The organism is Pseudarthrobacter sp. DSP2-3-2b1 (assembly GCF_049895945.1).
Lineage (GTDB): Bacteria > Actinomycetota > Actinomycetes > Actinomycetales > Micrococcaceae > Arthrobacter.
In genome coordinates this window covers 296,413-317,790 of the sequence record NZ_JAFCTI010000001.1, presented here as the reverse complement: position 1 = coordinate 317,790, position 21,378 = coordinate 296,413, and the positions used below count along the sequence as shown (strand labels likewise).

12 protein-coding genes are annotated in these 21,378 nt (G+C 63.2%); 2 read left to right on the top strand and 10 right to left on the bottom strand.

Going from position 1 to position 21,378, the window contains the following annotated elements; all coding sequences use genetic code 11:
* Positions 1-61: 61 nt before the first annotated feature.
* From drmB to ACP7AX_RS01285, 6 genes are all read right to left on the bottom strand, one after another.
* Entirely contained in the window at positions 62-1,894 is a 1,833-nt protein-coding gene (gene drmB / locus ACP7AX_RS01310; protein ID WP_426225090.1) for a DrmB family protein, read from the bottom strand.
* Positions 1,891-5,028: a helicase-related protein gene (locus tag ACP7AX_RS01305; protein ID WP_426225293.1), complete on the bottom strand. Its 3,138-nt coding sequence runs from the start codon at positions 5,026-5,028 to the stop codon at positions 1,891-1,893. Before ACP7AX_RS01305 ends, drmB begins: the two co-directional genes overlap by 4 nt.
* Positions 5,021-6,631 carry an NERD domain-containing protein gene (locus tag ACP7AX_RS01300; RefSeq protein ID WP_426225089.1) on the bottom strand — a complete coding sequence of 537 codons (1,611 nt, stop codon included), beginning with the start codon at positions 6,629-6,631 and terminating at the stop codon, positions 5,021-5,023. The genes ACP7AX_RS01305 and ACP7AX_RS01300 overlap by 8 nt, the downstream gene beginning before the upstream one ends.
* Positions 6,628-11,349 (bottom strand): DEAD/DEAH box helicase, encoded by a 4,722-nt coding sequence (locus ACP7AX_RS01295; RefSeq protein WP_426225088.1) that lies wholly within the window; start codon positions 11,347-11,349, stop codon positions 6,628-6,630. The genes ACP7AX_RS01300 and ACP7AX_RS01295 overlap by 4 nt, the downstream gene beginning before the upstream one ends.
* Positions 11,350-12,042: 693 nt before the next feature.
* Positions 12,043-13,155 (bottom strand): DNA cytosine methyltransferase, encoded by a 1,113-nt coding sequence (locus ACP7AX_RS01290; protein WP_426225087.1) that lies wholly within the window; start codon positions 13,153-13,155, stop codon positions 12,043-12,045.
* A 267-nt stretch (positions 13,156-13,422) separates the two neighbouring features.
* Positions 13,423-13,938: an STAS-like domain-containing protein gene (locus ACP7AX_RS01285; protein WP_426225292.1), complete on the bottom strand. Its 516-nt coding sequence runs from the start codon at positions 13,936-13,938 to the stop codon at positions 13,423-13,425.
* 347 nt (positions 13,939-14,285) lie between these two features.
* On the opposite strand from ACP7AX_RS01285, the gene ACP7AX_RS01280 reads away from it, so the two are divergent.
* Positions 14,286-14,795, top strand: coding sequence for a hypothetical protein (locus ACP7AX_RS01280; RefSeq protein ID WP_426225086.1), 510 nt, complete (start codon positions 14,286-14,288; stop codon positions 14,793-14,795).
* Positions 14,796-14,843: 48 nt separating this feature from the next.
* On the opposite strand, the gene ACP7AX_RS01275 is transcribed toward ACP7AX_RS01280, so the two are convergent.
* A complete protein-coding gene (locus ACP7AX_RS01275; RefSeq protein ID WP_426225085.1) occupies positions 14,844-16,172 on the bottom strand; it encodes a DUF4241 domain-containing protein in 1,329 nt (442 codons plus the stop codon).
* Positions 16,173-16,372: 200 nt separating this feature from the next.
* On the opposite strand from ACP7AX_RS01275, the gene ACP7AX_RS01270 reads away from it, so the two are divergent.
* Positions 16,373-17,152 carry a hypothetical protein gene (locus ACP7AX_RS01270; protein ID WP_426225084.1) on the top strand — a complete coding sequence of 260 codons (780 nt, stop codon included), beginning with the start codon at positions 16,373-16,375 and terminating at the stop codon, positions 17,150-17,152.
* An 80-nt stretch (positions 17,153-17,232) separates the two neighbouring features.
* On the opposite strand, the gene pcp is transcribed toward ACP7AX_RS01270, so the two are convergent.
* The 3 genes from pcp to pdxA all read right to left on the bottom strand — a co-directional run bounded on the left by pcp (position 17,233) and on the right by pdxA (position 21,243).
* A complete protein-coding gene (gene pcp / locus ACP7AX_RS01265; RefSeq protein WP_426225083.1) occupies positions 17,233-17,871 on the bottom strand; it encodes a pyroglutamyl-peptidase I in 639 nt (212 codons plus the stop codon).
* Positions 17,872-17,918: 47 nt separating this feature from the next.
* Entirely contained in the window at positions 17,919-18,695 is a 777-nt protein-coding gene (locus ACP7AX_RS01260; protein ID WP_426225082.1) for a DeoR/GlpR family DNA-binding transcription regulator, read from the bottom strand.
* Between the two features lie 79 nt (positions 18,696-18,774).
* Complete coding sequence (gene pdxA, locus ACP7AX_RS01255; protein WP_426225081.1) at positions 18,775-21,243, bottom strand: 4-hydroxythreonine-4-phosphate dehydrogenase PdxA; 2,469 nt, start codon at positions 21,241-21,243, stop codon at positions 18,775-18,777.
* Positions 21,244-21,378: the final 135 nt, after the last annotated feature.

Here is a 21,378-nt window from a genome sequence, read left to right as displayed (position 1 = left end):
TCCGGGTCCTTTGATCAGCGTAGTTGGAGACACTCGTCTCCAATACGAAGCCCTCCGCAGTTCACCCTTCAATGCTCGCGCGGGCATCCATCAGGACAGTACGGAAAAAACCGGGCACGGACTCATCACCCACGAGAAGCTTACGATCCAAATAGATGTTATTGCGCTCGCAGGAGGTCTCGGAAATGAGGCTGCACGCATGGCAAGCAGCCAGGTTGAGGCTGTTCATGCCCTGCCCCCGGCTCTCGGTGCATACGGGGTTGTTGGAGCACCGGTCGGCGTCCTCGACCGCGCCCAAGAGCAGTCGAGAGAAGTACCGGGCCTCTCCCAGGCGGACCAGGCCACCGAGGGTGCCCTGGGCGTCCCCGCTGCTGGTGTAGATCAACAGACCGCCTTGGGGGTCCGGACCGTCGCTTGAGGCATAGATACGTTCGGACAGGGACGACGCGGAGTACCCGCTCTGGAACTCCAATCGGCGCATCAATAGGTGTGCCAGTGTGTGCAGGAGCACGTAGCGGGGGTGGAGATCGGCGATGACACCTCTACGGTTCGCAAGCTTCGTCCCTCGATCCATCCAGTGCTGAGTCCGTCGCTGGACGGCGGGGTCCTCCTCCCATGTATTGAGGGCCTGCTCATTGAAACGGAGGAAGATACCTTCCCCGAACTGCTCGATGGCCGGGTACCACTTGAGGCCGTCGATGCTTCCGAGGTCCACCCGGGTGAAGTCTTCTTGCCCGTAGCGACGGAAACCCCGCAGAGCTCGTACCTCCCGTAGCCGGCGGACCAGGCCGACGTCCGCTACCAATCCGGCCAGGGCTGGCAGCACGCCCGGTTCCTGGGGGTAGTCGGAAGGATGTACGTCGAAATCTGGGTTCGTCACTTCCGTGTCCCCGGCCAGCACCCTGTCGAACGCCGCCCATTCTCCTGAGTGCAGGTTGCTCTGCAACTGTGAAGTGTCGGCCGCCGGGTCGGTCGTCAGCAAGTGACGAACCATGTGCTCCGGGGCTCCGGTCTGGGCGGATACGAGGGGGACGGCATGGTCAAGCAAGGGTCCTGCTTGTTGTCCGAATACAGCCTTGAACATGTCGTTCTGGAGGACTTTGTCCCGCAGTGCTATTGTGGCGGATTCCACTTCCGGGATGTCGATCGCCGAAGCCGTCTCCGCCTGATAGACGCTGGTGGAACCCCGTTGGACAACCCGCAGTTCCTTCGTGCATTCCTTGGTGGTGTCCTGCGGTTCCCACGGCTGCAGCCCCCAGCACTTGTACCCTTCCTCGGACAAGGACGTGTTGCGTCCCAGCGACCCCAGGTGTCTTGAGGCGTCACAGGAGCGACACAGGACCCGCAACGATCGCAGGCCTTCGCCTGAGCCCGGCGTCGTCCGCAATTCCAGGTGCTCAAAATCCTTGCACTGGCGTTGCTCGTCGGTCGAGGACTCGAAGTGGGACCACCGCCGCCAGTCGAGGTCCTGGATATGGCCTCCGGCGTCGCAGACGGCGACGAAACGCATGGGGACCATCGGTCCTGCACATCTGGAGCAGCTGTTGGTACTGGCTCCGTTCTTGTGATGGATCCGGTTGGACATCAAGGCGCAGTCCTGGCAGAAACGCCATTTCGGGAACCGCCGGTAGGGCAGGGCGAAGTTGGGGTTGTGACTGTATTCCCCTGCGGTCGGGGGGCGGCGCAGCTGCAGGACCCCTAACGCCCGTTCCAAGGGTGGGCAGGACAGGGGCTCGCAGGTCTTCTCGTTCCACGTCCCTGTATCCATGCCGATGAACGATTCGCCCTTGATGTCGACGATGGCGCCGACCCCAAACGGGTAGATGGTCTCCTGCAGTCTGAGCTGACGCATCTCAGGTGCCTTGTCCTGCCGTGCTTTGGCTTTGGGACTCATGCCTTCTCCCCGATTATCTTCATGTTGATGTTCGAATCGACGCTGCGCATCGAATTCATCACGGCCCACCCATCTCGATCCTCGTCGAATGCGCGCATCAGGGCAGGCTCTCCGTACTTCGCTCGTAGGGGCTGGTACCGCAGCGTCGATTCCCCGGTATCGGGATCCGGTGAGGTGCGGATACGCCACTGGTCAATCAACCGGTCAAGATGCTCCTGCGTGGGCTGGTACTCGTCTGGGTCCGAACGTTCCACGACGTCCAGGATCGTCTCCCGGACGTTACGCACCACGTTGGAATTAGCCCGGAAGAGTACTGCCTGGGAGTCCTCACGCCATGGGCTCAGGTGCCGGACCATGGTCACCAGGACTGCTGCCAAGGATCGGTGTCTGGACGCTGCCGACCAGGGGGTGACACTGGTCGGTTCCACACTACGGTAGAGCGACTGGTGGTAGCCGAGGAAGGACTCGTAGTGGGAACGATCGCGAGGGCGTGAGGCTCGGTACAACGTGACGATGACGCCCGGGACGTCACCGCGTCCAACGCGACTGGTGGCCTGGATGTATTCCGAGGTGGTCTTGGGTTGACCGTTCATCAGCATCAGGGCCAGCCGTGGGACGTCGATCCCCACCGACAGCATGTTCGTGCAGGCGACCACGTCCACAGCATCGCCTTTGTCGAGGCCGCGCCCTAGCCGTCGCAGAGCATTGGGAAGGTCCTCGGCATCCACGCGGCTGGTCAGCTCCACCATTCCGTCACCGCGGACCTGACGTGTCCTGCCTTCGGGTCCACGTCGGGTGGCCAGCAGACTGTTGACGTCGTCGCGGATGAGGGTCACGGTGCGCCCCAGTTCGCGCAGGCTGTTGTGGTAGGCCACGGCCGTCCAGTAGGCATCAGTTCCCTCGAGGTCCTGTGGTCCGTGCGCGGCCCGCCCGGGTGCTTCGAGCATGGCGCCCATCGCACGCACTACCGAGGTGGACTGGGTGAAGGCCTGAGGCATGAGACCGATGTAGGTCCTGCCCGGGGCGTCGGGGTCCTGCGTTGGGCGGGCGAAGTAGCTGTCCTCCTCATTGAGCCCCGACGGTGGGAACAGTTGGACGTTCCGGGCCATGAGGCCTTTCACCTGGTCCTCGGCCGAGCGGATCGTCGCGGTGGAGGCAACGATCTTGGGGTGTCCGCCGACCTCCCCGATGATGCCCAGGACAGCGGCGTCGTAGATCGCGACCGTGGTGCCCAGAGGACCGGACAGTAGATGCATCTCGTCCTGGAGGATCAGCGACGGTGGCTCGTTCGCCGTGGTGCCGGCACCCAGCAGGACCCCTGCCTCCTGCTTGAAGGGCAGTCGCGCGAACTTGTCGACGGTCGCCAGCAAGATGGTGGGCGGGTACCTGTAGATCCTCTCGTCGACAACCTCGACGGGAAGCCGGTCGTGGAAGAGGCAGTTCCGGTCCGGGCAGCGGAGCCAGATGTCACCGGCCGAGTGGACGGCCCCGTAGTCACCGGCACGTTCGGACCTGGTTTCTGGCATCATGCGGTGCCCGCACCAAGGGCATTCGGTGAGTTGGAAGGGGTTGTCGGGGATCTCCCGTCTCCTGGTGAGCTCCAGGCGTTTGATCGCCTCCTTTTGCGTCCCGGGAGTGGTGGCGTTACCGACCCATAGTCCGATGGTGAAGGGCGCCATGCCCTGCGCAAGTGGATCACTCGCCCGGAGGCGTTCCATGGCACACACCAGAGTCGCGGCGCGCTGGAACTGTTGTGTCGTCAGCAGGCGCAGGGTGTAGCGGGTGATGACGGCTGTACCGCCTCCTCTGATCCCGTGCTCGAGCCGGCGCCGGAAGATCTCGAAGGCCGCCAACCCGAGGTAGGCCTCTGTCTTGCCTCCACCGGTGGGGAACCAGATCAGGTCAACGAGGTCCCGGTCCGGGTGATTGACGTCCGCGGTGCTGGTAAGGGCGACGAGGATGAATCCCAACTGGAACGGCCGCCACGTGGGTTCGCGTCTGAGCCTCTTTCCTTCGGAGCCGGCGGCTTTCGCACGATCTGATTGGAGCATCTGCTCGGACATGGCGGACATGGCCAAACGGAAGGCGTCCCTGGCGCTCGAGGAGCCCTCGAGCAGGATGATTCCTTCGTGCATGCGGTCGACGGCGTATCGCTGTCGGTCGGTGATCCTCCCGGCTGCCGGCCGATGGTGTTCGTCGAGTCCTCGTGCCTGGTCCTGCTGTTCCTGGGTCCACAGCCGGTATTCGTCGACAAAGGCCCTGAGCTCCGCGAGGACGTCTGCGGTGTCGTCCTGGATTTGGGTGAGTCGGTCCAGCCGCAGGATACCGGCGTCACTTGTCTTGGCCTCGACGGTGGGGACGGTATAGCTGGGTAGTGGGTCCAAGGACACCGAGGAGCACCCGCCGGTCCCGTCATGTTGCCAGCGCACGGATGTCCCGTGGCCCACGGCGAAGACCTGACGGTGTCGGTAGCGCACCGCGAGTTCTTCCTGTTCCGGATCCAGGCGGAGGTCCTCGACCGACCTGTAGGGAAGGATCCGGCCCCCGATCGAGCGTACGGTCATGCCGACCTGGTACAGGCAGTCCTCGCTGCGTAGTTGTCCTTCTCCTTCGTCGTTCTTCGGGGCTACGCGGGTGTTGCTGATGGCAACCGTGACCAGTGAACTGTTCTGTCCGAAAGGCCGCCATCGTACGTCCAGTGCTACCCGCCCGTCCCCGGGGGCCTCCGCGTCGGCTCGCTGCTCGCAGCGGATGCCGGAGAACTGGTGGCCCTGACGCCGCCACGCGATGTGGGTGTCGGTCTTCTCCTCGCTGTAGGTGGCGTATCCCAGGGTGATGTCCACTGCCTCGCCATCATGGATGAACGACAGGGCGCTGGAGGAGGGCTGGTAAGCGTTCGCCATGTCGATGGCGAGTTCCTCGGTACCGTCGATCCCTTCCTCACCTGGATTGTCCTCGGTGGAGGGTTGTGGCTCCTCGACCTCTACCCCGATACCGACGGGGTAGAGGACTCCGACGAGGTAGGTAGCGTTCGGTCGATTCCTGAGTAGTTCCTCTGGTCCCTCGATTGGGCCCAGGTATTGCTGTTCGAGGTGCTCGACCACGCGCTTTTGGCGTTCGACGGCTTCATTCATTGCGGGCACCGGCCTTTCCTACCTGCTTCTGTATGTACTGCAGCGCGTTTCGTCCCATGATCTGGTAGGCGCCGGGAGAACTGATGACGTAGAGCGAGTAGCGAGGCCGGGTCATCGCGACATAGGACCCGGCCCGACCCCCGGTGGTGTCCAGGTCAGCGACGTCCATGACGATCACGTGCTCCCGCTCCAGACCTTTGATGTTCGCTGCTGTGACGACCTCATAGGACTGGTTCTCCATGGTGTAGTTCGCCGGTGGTCGCCCTTCGATGGCAAGTATTGACGCCGAGGGGTCGGCGGCGGCACTGATGATGGTGATCTTCTTCCGACTGACGCCCTGGTCTCGAAGGGTGCTGAGGCGCCCGTCCAGAAGACGGCGGGCTTCTTCCGGGGTGCGGGCCTGTACGATCGATGCGTCCGGTCCTTCACCGATGCGTGGGCTTCCCAGGTCCGCCCCGAGATGGGACTGCACCGCGGTCACCACGGTGCGGGCGTTCCTGACGTTCTTCGTCAGATCGACGATGATGGCACCGGTCTGGATCTCCTGGTACACCATCTCGTCGAACACCCCGATCAGATGAGTCTGATTGTTGGGGTCCAGGAAGATCCACCACCGACCGTTCTGCAACCCGCCGCGGACAGATTCCGAAAGTCTGCTCATGTCCTCCAGGTTCAGCAGGTCCTGTGCCTCGTCGACTACAACCACATCGAAGACGGGGTCGCCGGGAATCGAATCGAAGGGCACCACCTGCACCGGGCAGTCGCTCAACAATTCAGACGCGAACCTCAACACGCCGGGGGAGCCGCAGACGAAAGCCACCGAACTGCCGTCGGCCACCGCCCGACGTGCCGCTTCGATCGCCACAACGGTTTTACCCGTACCGGCACCGCCCAGGACCAGGACCCGTGGATTGCGTTCGAAGGCCCGCATCGCGTCAACCTGTTCATCGGTCATGGTTACGATGTTCCGGTCGATGAGCATCTCCGTGTCCGGCACGGTCCGCATAGCGTCCACCTGGCGGCGCAGGTGGGTGACGACGGTCGAGAGGTTCGCCATCGGACGTAGGCCCTGGCGCAGGGAGTAGTCGGAGTCACTCGGTGGTGTACGGGCTAGACGAGCCAGCGCGTCCAGGCTTCGCTCCAACCCGGCGGGAGTCATCCGATCCAACCCGATGTGTTGCTGCGGAACCCATTCCGCGTCCGCGGTCAGATTCTGGTCAGGGGTCACCACCGCATAGGCGAACGGCCACCCGCTCTCGTCGAACTGCCTTGTGAGGATATCGAGTAACGCGAACGAAGCGTCCTTGGCCTGCACCCATGGGCTGCGCCGCAGAGGATGTTGGATGCCCTGCCGGTCCATGGAGTACCAGAGGCCGTCCTCGGTCCTCCCGATCCGCCCTCCTTTGACCTCCAGTACGAGGATCGTCCCCTTCCAAAGGACCACGAAGTCCGCCTCACCCATCACCTGTTTGCGGTGGCGAGGAAGGTGGACCGAATGGTATGCGACACCGTCGTCGGACCGGATTGCGGTGAGGAGTTCGGCGATTTTCCGCTCCGCAGGACTCTGGGCGTCGATGTACTCCGCCGGTGGGATTAACCTCACGACCCCTCGACCCCCCAATACTGGGTGAACCCCCGGTAGGCCAGATCGACGTTGACGTTCTCGATAGTGTCCTCGAGGTTCACCACTAAGCACCGCTCCGATCCACGGTTCTTGGGTCCTCGCAGTCCACGACCGACCATCTGCACGTACTGGCTTTCGCTCAACGTCGGCCGGGCGACGTAGAGGGCACGGATCTGAGGTGCATCGAAACCCTGCGTCAACAGCTCGCAGTTGACCAGGACCTGGAGGGAGCCGCGCTTGAAGTCTGAGATCACCTTTGATCGCTCACCGCGCGAACTCCGCCCGCTAACCGAGGCGGCTTGTATGCCCTCACTCATCAAGATCGTCGCCAGCACCTGAGCAGACAGCACCGAAGGCATGAATACCAGAACCTTCCATTCCTCGGGCAATGCCAAGATGTGATTGACGATGCCCTTTGTCCGTTCCTGGTCCCCACCCACCCGGTCCAAAGTGTCCTGTGACAAGTTGTTGAATCCGAGCTCCGACTGGTCGATGGTCAACTGCGTACCGGGAAGGACCTGATGATCGATACGAGCCAGCACCTCGCGATCCTGGAGCTCCTTGATCGGGTCGGCGCCCAACGTCTGGACAAGGTTGTTCCCGAACCGCTTCGCCAACAGACTCGTCGCCTCAGGGTTCCTCCCGCGGTAAGGAGTGGCCGAAAGACCGATCAAAGGACGCTCGCGGTTCCCGAGGTCGACGCCGAGACGCTGGAAGATCCTCCTGTACATCTTGTTGTCCGCCGCCCGATGGGCCTCGTCGACGATCACGGCGACTGGATCATAGATCCAATCGTAAGAATCATCATCGATGTGCTCGTAGAGCATCGCATCGGTCGCCACGACCACGCTCAACTCCAACTCAGGTGCCTGCGGCCGATGCGTGCCGAAAAACCGATTGATACTCAACGACCTCTCGTCGGAGAACTCCCGCCACACCTCGCTCCACGTCGTGATCGCCTGTTCGCACAGCTCCTCGGACTGCGCGATCCACAACACCGGGCCGATGGCCACGAAGTCGTTGTTCAAGAACGCCATGACCAACGACTCCACAGCGACACGGGTCTTTCCAGCACCGGTCGGCAACTCCAAGAGAGCCTTGTCTGCATTCCCGGGGTTAGAACGAAGGCAGAACCGTAGTTCACGCAGAGCTTCCTGCTGATAATCATGCAACGCCCCGAGCCCAGGTTTACCCATAATGGTCTCCGCGGCCGGCCGCGAGGGCTTGGACGTCCCGGCAAAATCGGGTGTGAATCCCAATTCCGTGACGAACCTACGGGCGGGCCCAAGGCCCCCCCACTTGTCAGGAGGCGTCAAACCGAGAGCCCTCAACTCATCCGCAAGATGGCTTAGGCTGTCGGTACCGTAAGAATCAAGGAACAATCGCGCCATGTCATCGTCACGCACTAAGGTCCCCATCGCGCGAAGGGTTCCTGTGAGACCACGAGGAAGTTTCGCATCGAGCTGATCGGGTGACGCCAACACCCTCAGCCGATCCTCATTGGACGACGCGGCAAGACACCGCTGTCTCACCTCGTTCGTATCAGCTGCAAAGAGAGCCTGGACCACTTCGTCAATATCCACGGCACTCAACCGCAGACCAACTTCCTGATTGATCCAGGCGAGTAGATCATGAGCATCCCTCCTCACGGAAGGATCACTGGTCACATAAATCGTCCCATCATGAAACGCCCGCTTCAGAGGCTGCTCCTGCGTACCCACCGGCGTCAACTGACGCGCCACGATCTCAGAGCACTCCGTGATGGTTAGCCGCCGGTCCTTCCGGTCAAGCAAACGGTATACGGTCGGAATGCAGTCTGTGAGCAGCACCGGCTCAACAGGCTGCTGCGGAATCAATTCGAATCGGATGGCGCTCGCGGCGTCCTGAAAGTCCCCGTGCTCGAAAAGGATGCTCCGGAGCGTCTCGTCCTGGACGAAGAGGTAGGGATTCTTCGATCGTTTCAGGACATCGACCTGCGCCTCATCGGATGCGATGAAAATCTGCCCTGCCGCGACCAGATCGATCACCGGACCGACGACTGCTGGCACCTCATGCGTCCAACGTTGTTCGCCGCGAATCCTCGGAAGAGCTTTGGACAGGAAGTTCAGGAGGGATGTGGTCACTGCAGCGGTGGCCTGCATGCCCCGACCCGCTCTCAGGCCCTCCATGAGAATGTCCGTGTCGATCTCATCGATTGACTCGGCCAACGGCAGGATACCGAAGTGCGAATCCGTGGGTAGGGGTACCCAGGGAAAATATGGCTGCAGGAGCGGAGACACCACGCGCGATGCAGGAAGGACGACACGGAAGGAGGTGTCTGCCAATCCCCATGTCATTACGGCCCACAGATGCGGGGCCGGTACCGTGAAGTTCTCTGATCCGTCAGGGCTGTGAAGATTCCATTCCCGGGACGTGCCGGTCCTAAGCAGGGCTGCAGTCAACTGCACCAGGTCATGGGTCGGTTGAGGGCTCACCTGGGACAGATCATGAAGGAGCCCTATGGGCCCACCCCCTCGTTCTTCCGCGAAGTACCAGTCTTCCGGTGCTGAATCTTTGTCCTCGGCGCCTGCCCCCCGGGCCCGATTCACCGCCCATGCGCGATACTGCACGAACTCGGGTTCCTCGATCACTGGATACCGGTGTGAGAATCCGGTCACTATGCCGAGGAGCTCGACGAGCTCCTTGGTGAGGAAATTGGGTGCCAGCGCACGATCCGCCCAGGGGATGTCCACGGCAGGGTTCTGAAGTGCAAAGACTTGTTCGGAGTCGCGCCACGTCGATGCCTTAGTGCTGACCTTGACGATGTTACCCTCGCGCCTCCAGTCCTTGAGTACCAGCGCCAACTGATGTGGTTTGAGGTTCAGTGCTTGGTCCCAAAGGGCTTCCCACTGACGATCGGTAGAATCGGGCCCTAGGCTCGGGAGCATTGATGTGAAGACGACCTCGGCATCCAGCGTCCTGAACCCGAATTTCTCGAGGACCTTGCGGCAGGACGCGTTCTTGGCAATGTCCTCCACTACGAGCTCATAGCCCGGTAACTCAGGTCCGTCCTCGGGGGGAAGGTGAACCCTCGCGTACTCGTTGAGGGCAACGCGCCGGCCCCTGTCGGTTGGTACGATTCGGGCCGAGGACAAGCTTCCGCGAGCCTTCTCCGGTTCAATGCTGGGAATCATCGCCAGGGCTGCCCGTGAGTACCGCACATCATCCACATCGCCCAGCATGCCCAACCAAGTTGAGGGATCGAGTTCGTTCCTCGAGGGGGGTAAATCTCGTTGCAAGAGCGCTCCGGCATCGGCGAACGATCGTCGATGCATTTCTCGTAGGCGAACCCTGATGGTCCCGCTCTTGTCGTCCTGGTAACACGACACATGAGGTACGTGCTGGGGGGTATGGGGAGCAGCAGCCCACATTGCCATGGCACTCGCTGGTAGGACGACCCCGTAATTGAGAGCGACAATGTCGCAACCGTGGTGTAGCTGCCCCGTGGTGTCGGGGATCAGGGCCGCTTCCGAGGCCTTGCGATGGATGTGCGAGATCAAGGCCTTGTCTGCTGGGGAGTGGTACTCCTGGGGTCGGCTGGGAAGATATCTGAGATGCCGCGCAGGCTGCTCCTGTGTTCGAAGGTCCGGCAAGGAATCGACGAATAGTTGAGCCATTGTGTCGAAAATCTCGGCGTTGTACTTCTTCTCGCTAAGGATGTGACTTCGGTCCTCACTCAGCGCCCACGGTGCATTGAAGATTCCTATGGCGGAGGTTCGGTCAGACAGCGGGAAGTTTGCCCAGAATTCACCTTCTTTGCCTGGGGCGTCTAAAGGCATTGCACATGTAACGAGGATCGACTTCCGGGCGATCGCATCATCCACCTCTTGCCGTGCCGCCAGCGAGGGGTGGTGTTCCCTCTTGAAGATCGCCCACTTCTGGGCAGCGAGCCGGGGGCCTTGCAGTTCGTAGGACGAATGTCCTATAGATCGGCACGAGTGCTCGACCTCTTGCTGGCCGCCATTCCGGCGTATGATCATCGTCAATTTCTCCACGTGGGGAGTGAAGATCAGGAACTGGGTCTGGAAGCTTAGTAGTTGTTCCTCCAGCTCCACGTTTTGTTGAAGCGGAAGTCGCACAACTGTGCTCGCCCATTCCGTCAATTCCCGAAGTGTGGCATCTTCGGCGATCGCTACCGCCGCATTCAAGACCGTAGGTAGGCGCAGTATCGGCAGGTCTTTCCCGCGCGCGCCAACCTCAGCGAGGATCGCACGAGCCTCAGGTGCCCCGAATTGGAAACTAACCGAACGACTGAAGACCTGCGGGTTTTCGGTCACGGCCAGGACGGATTTGAAGCCGTTGCCATACCGACCGATTTCTTCGCCCCTCTTATCGCTGAGGTAGGCATGAGTAATCGCGTCGATTCCCGCCTGGTTAAAGTCCTTGCCGTCGTTCGCACAGTAGAGGTAGTGATCAGTTAGGACGAGCTTGATTCTTCCCGTGTTCCCCGACCTGAGAATCGCGTCGGCAGCGTTCTGGACCAGTTCAGTGATCTGACGACGTGAGTAGCCACTCGTACGGAACGAGTTCTCCTGCCCCACATGCTCCTCGAGCATTTTGGGATCCTCCAGGTAGATACGTGGGACCACCGACCGCCATTTTTCGAGGAAGTCCAGGAGCACTAGATCCGGCTCGCTCCAAAGAAAATCGTGCGTCATTGCTGTTCCCTTCCCCCACGTCGACTCCTCGATCCTAACGATGTCGACAACCCTTCAAGGACAACCACTCTTATACGCGCCGTGTGGCGAGTCAGGGCCCACTGGTATCGAGGAACTGCTACATGACCTCTGCCGCCTTGGTCCCTGTCCTCACGCTCCCAGAAGCGCGGACATCCCCCATCCGATGGCCCGCAGATGGGGGCGCAGGTCCCGCGGCACGTTCTTCTCGAGCTCTGCAACCCACGAATCATGGTTGGACGGCGGCAACGAAGTGTGGAGCGGGCACGAATGCCTGAGCTAGCCGTCGACAAACACCGCCCGTTTCTCCGGGTGACGAGGACTTCCGTACGACGACGGGTCATCCCGGGAAGTGGCGCATTGACCCAAAAGCGCACCCCCCGGGCGAACAGCGACCTCCTCAACGCAACTCTGGAGCGTTGTCCCTTGTACTGCGTCGATATCCGGACACCGACCGAATAACTGACAGGAACCTGCTCATACGGCCGCTTATGGATCAGGTTCTACCCGACCGCCTCTGTTCTTTCCGCCCCGGTTCATACCATCACGGCCCCGGTCCCTCCGGGTTTTGATCATCATCGTGGTCACCGGAGACCGTCCTTGGTCTCGGTGATTTACGGTGGGCGAGGTCCGACAAACGAATCTAGAAATGGGATCCTGACAGCGTGTGGACGCTCAGAGCTGTGACGACGCGAGGCTAAGGGCGCCGTCAGTGATGTTCGTGAATTCGTCGTCGGCGTCGATCCACCGTGTTCTTGTCATCGTGTCGAGGAAACCCGGGGAGAGTTCTCGCCCGAGAGCTGCAGCCAGGACATGAGCCGCGAGGCGCGGTGGAATGGCGTTGCCCACTTGTTGGGAAACGTCCTTGCCTGACCACGGGTAGTCAGCGGGGAACGTCTGAAGCCGGCCCGCCTCTGAAACGTTGAGGCGATCCAGTTCACCCTTGTCCGAGAACAGGCGATTCCGGGAGACTTTCCCGGTAACCGTGAAAGCCGGTTCCTTAGAAGTGCGCCGACCGCGGGCCTTCGGATCACCGCCGGTTCCATAATTGGAGACCATTACGAAGGGCTCTACCCGGTCCAGGGTCTTGCCAATGCTCTGGTACGGCAGCAACGCAGATCGGTCCGTGGAAACTTCCATCTCTTTTCTCCTGAACTTTTGGTGCGTTGGGGCAGGTAGTACAGGGCTGCGGTTCCGGTTCGCAATTAGGATCGCGCGGCGGCGGGTCTGCGGAACACCGTACTCCTCTGCATGGAGTATGCCAGTCACGGACTCGTAACCGAGTGGTTCCAGAACCCTCGCCATGGCCTCCCACACGGGCAGTACCGCTGGTACCTGCTCCAAGACGATCACCTCGTAGGCGTTCCCTGCCTGATGGGCCTCCAGCGCCCACCGCAGCGGCTGCAGCACCAGCCCGGTTCGTTCATCATCCAAAGCGGCTAGCTCGGTGGTGACGTCGTCGCCATCGACCATGCGCGCAATGAAAGACAGGACCTGGTCCAGCGCCTTACGACCGGCACCTGCCCCGGCCACGGTGTACGTCTGACACGGAGGCCCCCCGGTGAGGATCGTCGCGTAGGGGAACTCAGCCGGACCGTGCTCCCGTACGTCACCTTGCACGGTTTCCAGCCCGGCGGCCCGTCTGGTTGCGCAAGCATTTTCGTCCCATTCGATACCGGCCACAGGCAATCCCAGCCAGCGTGCGGCGACATCCAATCCACCTGGACCGGCGAATAGATCCACCATTTGAGCGTCAGAAGGAGATGGGTCCGATTGCACGAAGGTCATGGGACACGATCTTATCGGTCGACAGATCACCGACAGACCAGCAGCCCCGTTTCAAGCCGATCATGAGCAGTTCCCGCCGGACCGATGGTGCATGACCGGGCGTTGGAACCCTAACTAAGCACGCAAAGAACTAGGTGCCCCGTAGAGAAATGTCCGCTAAGGAATGGCGGAGAATTCGCGCCAGTCCGTCCGGTTGCGCAGCGCCTCTCGGCTGCCACGGCTCTCGACGTCGGCGTCAGTGAGGACAGCCGGTGCGCTTTTCGGCCATCAGACGCCCGACTCGAGTCGTAAAGCTACCGTGCGCTCCACTAGCGCACGGTTAGTCGGAGAAGCGCTGTCGATGACAATGCGGCGGCGGTACTCTAGCTCCCCTAGTTCAGCTGCCAATTTGCCCAGTACCTCATCCGCAAAGCTCGACGAAACCACTCCGATCCCACTAAACTCCAAGACCACTTGTTCGGTCCCAGCATTGAGGTAATTCGACAGCCGATTACGAATCTCTCGACCCAGTGACCTTGACCCCAATGCCTCCTCGGGTTCAGAGACTCCGATCCGGTAGTAACCGTTCTGAGTTTCGATTGCCTCCAGAAAGTCACTAGATCGTTCCGCTACGCCGAGAGCGTCGGTAATCCGAGCAGGTCGCGAGCAATCCAGTTGCCAGTCAACCGTCGTGCCGTAGTGATGTATTGCATCCAGCACAGGTCGACTGAGGTCGGAACTGCGAGAAATGCCCTTAGCATTGTCAATGCTCCATTGACCTCTACCGGAATGAATCTGCAGCATGCCGCCGTTCGATTCAACTGAGCTTCGCAGTCCGTAGAGACCGTTCCCTTGGTTCTGTTTCCTCTTGCTAGTCACTCCAGCTTGAGTGGCATATTCGATTGCCTTGTGAGCGTCGCGTATCTTTAAATGTCCGATCTTGAGCCCTCCGAGTCCTGTCCCTCATCCGGCGGTCACTAAGGCGGTGAGGCTGTTGGTTGCGGCAGATCCGGACTGCTTTTCTGGCAAGGCGAAGAATGCACACGGCTATGGAATTCCGGTAGTTGGTGAGGGCTACCTGGCAAAGCTGCTGGGTAAGTAACGAGGGACTGCTTTAGGACATTCACGAAGCTTCGACATAGGAGTGCTCAATGAAGATGGACAGACAGATGCTCGCAGATGATGGGTTTCGAGGCTTCCTGTCATTCCGCGAGCTGGAGATCCACAAGGTTCCGCAGGTACCGGGAATTTACGCAGTGCTGAAACCAGAGGGCTTTAAGCGGCTGTTCCTAGCGACGAGCGTGGGAGGACAGTTCAAAAAGCGGGATCCGTCCATCCTCCTACCCTCCTTGGAATCGCACTGGATCGACGACGCAGAGGTTCTGTACATCGGGAAAGCAGGTGCAGGAACCGCCGGTACCAGGGGACTTCGAAAGCGTCTCCAAGAGTTCGCTGACTTTGGCCGAGGGAAACCCGTAGGACATTGGGGTGGGCGGCTGCTGTGGCAGCTTGCCGACTCTCAGTCCCTGGTCATTGCCTGGAAAGAATTGGAGGCGGCCGAGGTCGATTCCGCCGAAGCCGGATACCAGGCAGAGTTCATCAGCCTCTACGGACGGCTGCCATTTGCCAACTTGGTCCAGGCTCGGTTCAACGTGGCCTAGTAATTCGGACGATTCTTCTCGGCGTTCGCCGCCACCGCTTCGGAGTGCTTAGATGTGCCGGTACCCGAGGTACTGGGTGACCTCGAGTACTGCGCCGGGCGGGGGAGGTGCGTCCGGGTTCCAGGTCTTGCTGGACCTCCCTCCCGTGACGAAGGTGCCAAGCTGGTCCCCGTCCATCAGGAGTTCGCCGTCCGGTGCCAGCACCCGGAGGCCGGTGATGCGCTCTCCTCTGCTGCTGATGACGAACGAGCCGCCATCCGTGCTGATCTGCAGGTCGAGGCCGGCGAGTTCGGGCGTGCTGACGGCGCCGGGCTGGAACGGCACGCGGCTGGTGCGAAGGATGTCCTCGGCCAGGACCCTGAAATCTACAACCAGCGAGGCGGGACTTCCGTCTGCGGCCACACCCCAGTAGCACGGGTACATCCCGTCGCCATACCCGCTCGAGACCACGGCCGCATCCACCACCTCTCCGGCGAGGCCAAACATTGTGCCCGGTGTTCCCACCAGAAGTGCCGCCTGCTCCTGGAACAGCTCCTCGATGTGCTGGGCCTGGCATCCCACCAGCGACCCGGCATCGAGGATGGCGACGTTCCCGGCGTCGACCCCCACACCTTGCGCGCCATCGGTGAACTCGGCGGGGTGCCAGCTGACCGCTGGCGCATCGGAGAGCCGCAGCCGCACTGCGACGGTCATCTCCGCCACGGTGGCGACGTCCACGGCGTACGTCCCCGGCGTTATCCGGCGCGCCAGAGGGGCGAAGCGTGCGTCGACAAAACCCAGGTCAAGGACCGCCAGCACGCCGGACGCGCAGGTGAGTTCGCCAAGGTGGACCACTTCGAGCTGCGCCGGGTTGCCGAACGGGGCCACCACCCGGCTGGCGGTAAACAACCCCGGAAAGTCGAGCTCCAGATGGGGCGGCAGGTCCGGGAGCGCGGCTTCAGGTGTTGCACCGAGCAGGAGTGCCTCGGCCGCCGCCGGATCGATCAACGGCTTGCCGGGCGGATCGAGGAAGGCCGCGAGGTGGGAGATTCGCCAGCCGTCACCGCCGCGCAGCAGCCGGTACTTGTAGTAGGAGGTTTGGTTCCCTGCGGCGTGCATGACCGAGCGGGCCGTCGCAGTGTCCCCGTCCACCTCGATGCCGGTGATTTGTTCGGCGTCCGGTTGGTGCGCGGGAGTGGAACTCAGGGCACCTTCCTGGCCGGTGCGCATCCCCGGCGTGCCATGGGAGGCCACCAAGGCCGCCAACTCGTTTGCCCACCCTTCGAACACGCGGGGGTCGAAGGCGAACATCCCCGGCGACGTGCCCGACCGCTGCCAGCTGGTGTGGAAATCGGCCACGAAGGCCTCGATTCTGCCGCGGACCTCTTCCTGAGTCATGCGACACACCCTACCTGCACAGTCAGCCACGGCAGACTGAACCTCGACGGCGGGGCGCTCAGCAAAATTGCCGGCCACCCCGCCGTCGGGCAGGAGCTCCTTGAGCCGGGTCTGGGCGTGGTCTGCTTCGCAGATGCCGTCCTCGGACGCGACGGGGTCGGCGAAGGTGCAAGGCGTTGACCGGTTGCGTCAGTGAGCGCATGCTTTACGTTACGGACAATGATGTCCTACTCATCAGGGGGGTGGGTGCTGTGGATGAGACCGGACGTGCCCTTGTCAGCGCGGTGCTTCCACCGCTCATCACAGCAATTCTCGCGGCACTCAGCCTGTGGTTTTCGGAGCTGCGCAAGGAACGTAATGCCGCCCAGCGCCGACGGCGAGCGATAGCGGAGGAAACCAACCACGTCAGATATTTGAAGGCGTGGCTGGAGACCGAGCTCCTGGCCGGCGGTTCCAAGGGGGGAGAGGCCAGCAAAGTGCGGGCGGAAGTGCGCAAGCAGCTGATTGGTTCGCATGCCCGGCTTTCGAGCGTTGAGATGAAGAAGCCGGACGCCCGTCCACCCGTGATGTTGAGGGCACTCAAGACGGCGGCACTCGTCCCGCTCTCGCGTCCCGCAGCCCGGGTTGTGCGTGCGGCCTATTGGTTTGTCCTCGTCCTCGGGATTGGCGTTTGGTCCTATGTCACCACGACGGACTTCAATGATGTCCGCGCCACCAACGTTGGTGTTAGTGGCATGTTCTTTTTCTCGTTGATGGTGCTGCTGCAGTTCCTGACCGTCGCGGTAGTCCTGGCGCATTGGGCGCGGGCTCTTGAAAGCGGGCGGCAGCTGCGTGCTCCGGATATGGCAAACGGTGCTTGGTCCCCGGACGCGTCGCGTTCGGGTGCGGGAGCGCACGAAGCCCGCCTTTCACCTGACATCCGCCTGACCGCCCCGCATAGGCGCCGGGTACCCACCGATCCAGGCCGAAGTGACCGATAGAGGTCCGCACCTCGACTTTCGGGGCGGACGCCACCGTCCGCACGCCCGCCGTCGTACGTCACTCCCCACTCAGCCGCGCGTCAGTGTGTGGCGCCGGCGCCGAGTTTGATGTCCGTGACTGTGGACAGCGACGTGCGCGCAATGATTTCCAGGCCCCGGGCCATCACCGCGACCTCCATGGAGGGACGCCCGGCGTCGGCCGCCTGTTCCGGCGCGTGGGGCACGTGGATGAAGCCGGCCCGCACGCCGGGCTCCGCCGCCACCGCGTGCATCAACGCGTAGAAGACGTGGTTGCACACGTACGTCCCGGCCGACTGGGACACCTCGGCCGGAATGCCTGCCCGGCCGAGCGCCCGCAGGCAGGCCTTGACGGGCAGTGTGCTGAAGTAGGCTGCGGGTCCACCAGGAACCACGGGCTGGTCCACCGGCGAGTTGCCCGCGTTGTCCGGGATCCGTGCGTCGTCCACGTTGATGGCAACCCGTTCCAGGGACAGCCCGGTCCGCCCGCCAGCCTGGCCAACGGCCAGCACCAGGCCGTACTTCCCGGCCGCCAGTTCGTGCCGCAGTGCATCCGCGGCCGCCCCGAATTCCACAGGAAGTACGACGGCAGTGGCCGGCTGCCCTGCGTCCGTCAGTGCAGTGGCGGCTGCTTGGGCGGCGGCCCATGAGGGGTTGAAGTTTGCTCCGCCGAAGGGTTCGAAGCCGGTCAGCAGAATCATGGTTTCACCCTAGGCCATTGGAGATCTCCGGAATTCAACGAGCACTTTCAGGGCCCGCCAACCGCGGCTACCTCAACCTGAACCCCAGCGTCCCGGAACTTCTGCACCTGCGCGGGGTCGGCGCCGTCGTCCGTCACCAGGATCCACGGCAGCGCCAGCCGGGCCCACGCGTGGAACGGCCTCAGGCCCAGCTTGGAGGAGTCCGCCAACACATACACAACATTCCCGCGCCGGGCCATGAGTTCCTTGAGGCGGGTCTGGGCGTGATCGGCCTCGCAGATCCCGTCCTCGGCGGTGACGGCATCGGCGCCCAGGAACACGCGGTCAAAACTCATTCGCTCCAGCGCCGCTTCGGCCAGGGGGCCCACGAAGCTCTGGCTGAGGCTCCGCAGCCGGCCGCCCAGGCAATCCACCTCGATGCCCTCGGAATCGGCCAGCTCCTGCATGGTGTTGATGCCCGGCGTCGTGACGGACAACCGGTCAAACTCCCGCAGCTCGTGGGCCAGGGCACCCACGGTGGAGCCGGCGTCGAGCAGGATGTTCTCCCCGGGACGGATCACCGACGCCGCCCAGCGGGCGATCGCGTGCTTCTGCTCATACGCCTCGCCGGTGCGCTGCCGCAGCGACGCTTCCGGGTGTGCGCCCAGGGCCATGGCGCCCCCGTAGGTGCGGGCGAGCCGGCCCTGCCCGTTCAGCAGCGCCAGGTCGCGGCGGATGGTGGAGGCCGTCACCTCGAACCGGGCCGAGAGTTCCTCCACGGAAGCCAGGCCGGTGGTGACCGCGAGGTGGTAGATCTCCTCGCGCCTGGCATGTGCGCTCAGCATTCCCGGTCTCCTTCCCGTGGGCGTGGTTACCATGCTAGTTCCGGCCCCCGGCAAGTGAGCGCAGCATTGCCCTCAACTCCTACACGGCCACGGCCGGGCGGGTGGCCATCTCCGCCGCCTGGTGCAGTGCCTCCACCATGCTGCGCGGATCGGCGATGCCCTTGCCGGCAATATCGAAGGCGGTGCCGTGGTCCACCGAGGTGCGGATCACCGGCAGGCCCACCGTGATGTTCACGCCGGCCTCGATGCCCAGCACCTTCACCGGGCCGTGCCCCTGATCGTGGTACATGGCCACCACCAGGTCGTAGTCACCCCGGCCGGCCAGGAAAAACAGCGTATCGGCGGGCAACGGGCCGGTGACGTCGATCCCGGCGGCCTGCGCCGCCTTCACGCCCGGTTCGATCTTCTCGGCTTCCTCGCCCTGGCCGAACAGCCCGTTCTCGCCGGCGTGCGGGTTGATGGCGCAGACACCGATCTTCGGCTTGGCGATCCCTGCCCGGATTAGCGCCTCGTGGCCTCGGCGGATGGTGCGTTCCACCAAGTCCGGGTTGATCTTGCGGACGGCGTCCATCAGCCCGATGTGGGTGGTCACGTGGATCACCTTGATCTTGGGTGTGGAAAGCATCATGGACACTTCCTCCGTCCCGGTCAGCTGCGCGAGGAGCTCGGTGTGCCCGGGGAAGATATGCCCGGCCGCGTGCAGCGCCTCCTTGTTCAGCGGGGCCGTGCAGATGGCCTGCACCCGGCCGGCCATGGCCAGTTCGCTGGCCACCCGGATGTATTCGTAGGCGGCGTTGCCGGCCACTGGGGAGAGCTGGCCCCAGGCCAGGTCCGCCGGCAGCAGCGCCAGGTCAATCACGTTCACCCGGCCCGGCGTGAACACCGCGTCCTCCACTGCGGCCACGGCCTGGATGTCCGCCGCGATGCCTAGGATGTTTGCAGCCTGGCGGAGCCGCAGGGCGTCACCGATCACCACGGGCCTGCACTCCGCGTTGATGGTCGCGTCCAGGACGGCGGCCACCACCACCTCCGGTCCAACACCGGCGCCGTCGCCCATGGTGACGGCTACATACGGGAGTTCCGTGGGATCAACAGTGTTCATGGAGGGTCCTTTTCCGGGCAGGGACGGCTGGGGCGCCGTCGGCAGAGGGGAGTGTGAAGCGGGGGGATTCCCCGGCTGGGATGCTGGCGCGGGGTGGCCGGCGAGTGCGGCCAGGCTGGTGCGGAGGCTGTTGGGGTTGCCGAAACTGCCCGGACGGGTGATCACGGGGTTTCCGTCCGGGGACAGGGACAGGACAGCGCCGTGTTCGATCTCGCCCCTGACGCTGAGCCGCTGAACGCCGAGGGCATCCAGCACCGAGCGGGCCGTTTCGCCGCCGGTCAGCATGAGCGGCCGGCCCATGGCGAGCGGAGCAACGGCCTGTGCCAGGGCGGCGGCAATCCTGCCCGACGACGCCGGATCCACCGTTGACGCATCCACCGTCACCGCCACTGGTCCTTCCGTCAGGGCCTGCGCCAGCGGAGTGAGGTCGGCGGTACCTGCCAGGAGGTCTGCGGGGGTGAGGGTGATGACGTGAACGCCGTCAGCGGCGAGGGCCTGCAACTGTTGCCGTGCCGGGCCGGACGCCGAGCCCACCACCAGCAGGGGAAAGCCACCGGTTGGGCGCCTGCCGGATGCGGAGCGTACGACGCCGGCGCTTGGCCCGGGTGCCAGGCCTGCGGCCCGTGCCAGTGCGGCTCCCAGGGCTGACGCGCCAGCGAACCGGGTGCGGGGAAACCTAAGGCCCGCAGCGGCGATCGAGTCCAGGTCCTCCTGCGTCTCGGCGTCGCAGACCAGGACGGGGCCTGGGCAGCCCCGGCTGGCTTGTGTGAGTGCGGCAGTGAGGGCTTCGTTGCCGCTGCGGACCGTTGCCAGGTCCACCAGGACGGTGGCCAAAGGCTCAAGGCCAGCGGCAATAGTGGCCGGCGGGGCCGAGGACTCGGCGTGCCAGAGCGAGGTCTTGTGCAGCGGCACACCCTGATGATGCACCGTCCCGTTCACCGTGCTGCGGCCCAGCGGCGGCAGCGCCGGCGCCAGGATCACGGGACCCTCCGCGGCGAGGATTTCCAGCTGGGACCGGACAGGGCCGCGGAGCAGGGAGTCCAGCTTCAGGAACACAATGGGGGAGCCTCCGGACGGCAGGGACTCAACCACAATCCGCAGCCGCTCCGCCGCAACGTCCGCCGGGAACCTGCGGTTGTCCGTGTCCAGCACCAGGGGTGCCCTGGCACCGCCGCCCTCTCCCCGGACCGGCCATGAGCCGGGCTGACTGCCGGACCAGCCACCGCCTTCCTGCAGAAGGTGCCGCACGGCGGGCCCAAGCTCCTCCATAAGGTGGGGGAGCAGGCACACCCGCGGGGCGCCGTCGTCGGCCATTTCCCGGCCGGCGCCCCCGCTTTGCGCACTCTGCGCAAAAGGTTCGGTCAAGATTTGCGAAAAACTCCGCAGCGCAGCGGCGGTCTCAGCGGCGCCCGAGAGATCATCAGCAATGGCGAGAATGCGCTGCATCGCTGCCTCCTTTGGCACTGGCTGGTAGTGGTGCTGGACGCCGACTGAACCGCCCTGCACAAAACACGCTAGACCTATTGCGCGCTTTGCGCAATCGTGGCATTGTGATCGGAGTAACACCCCGGGGGCCCGTAT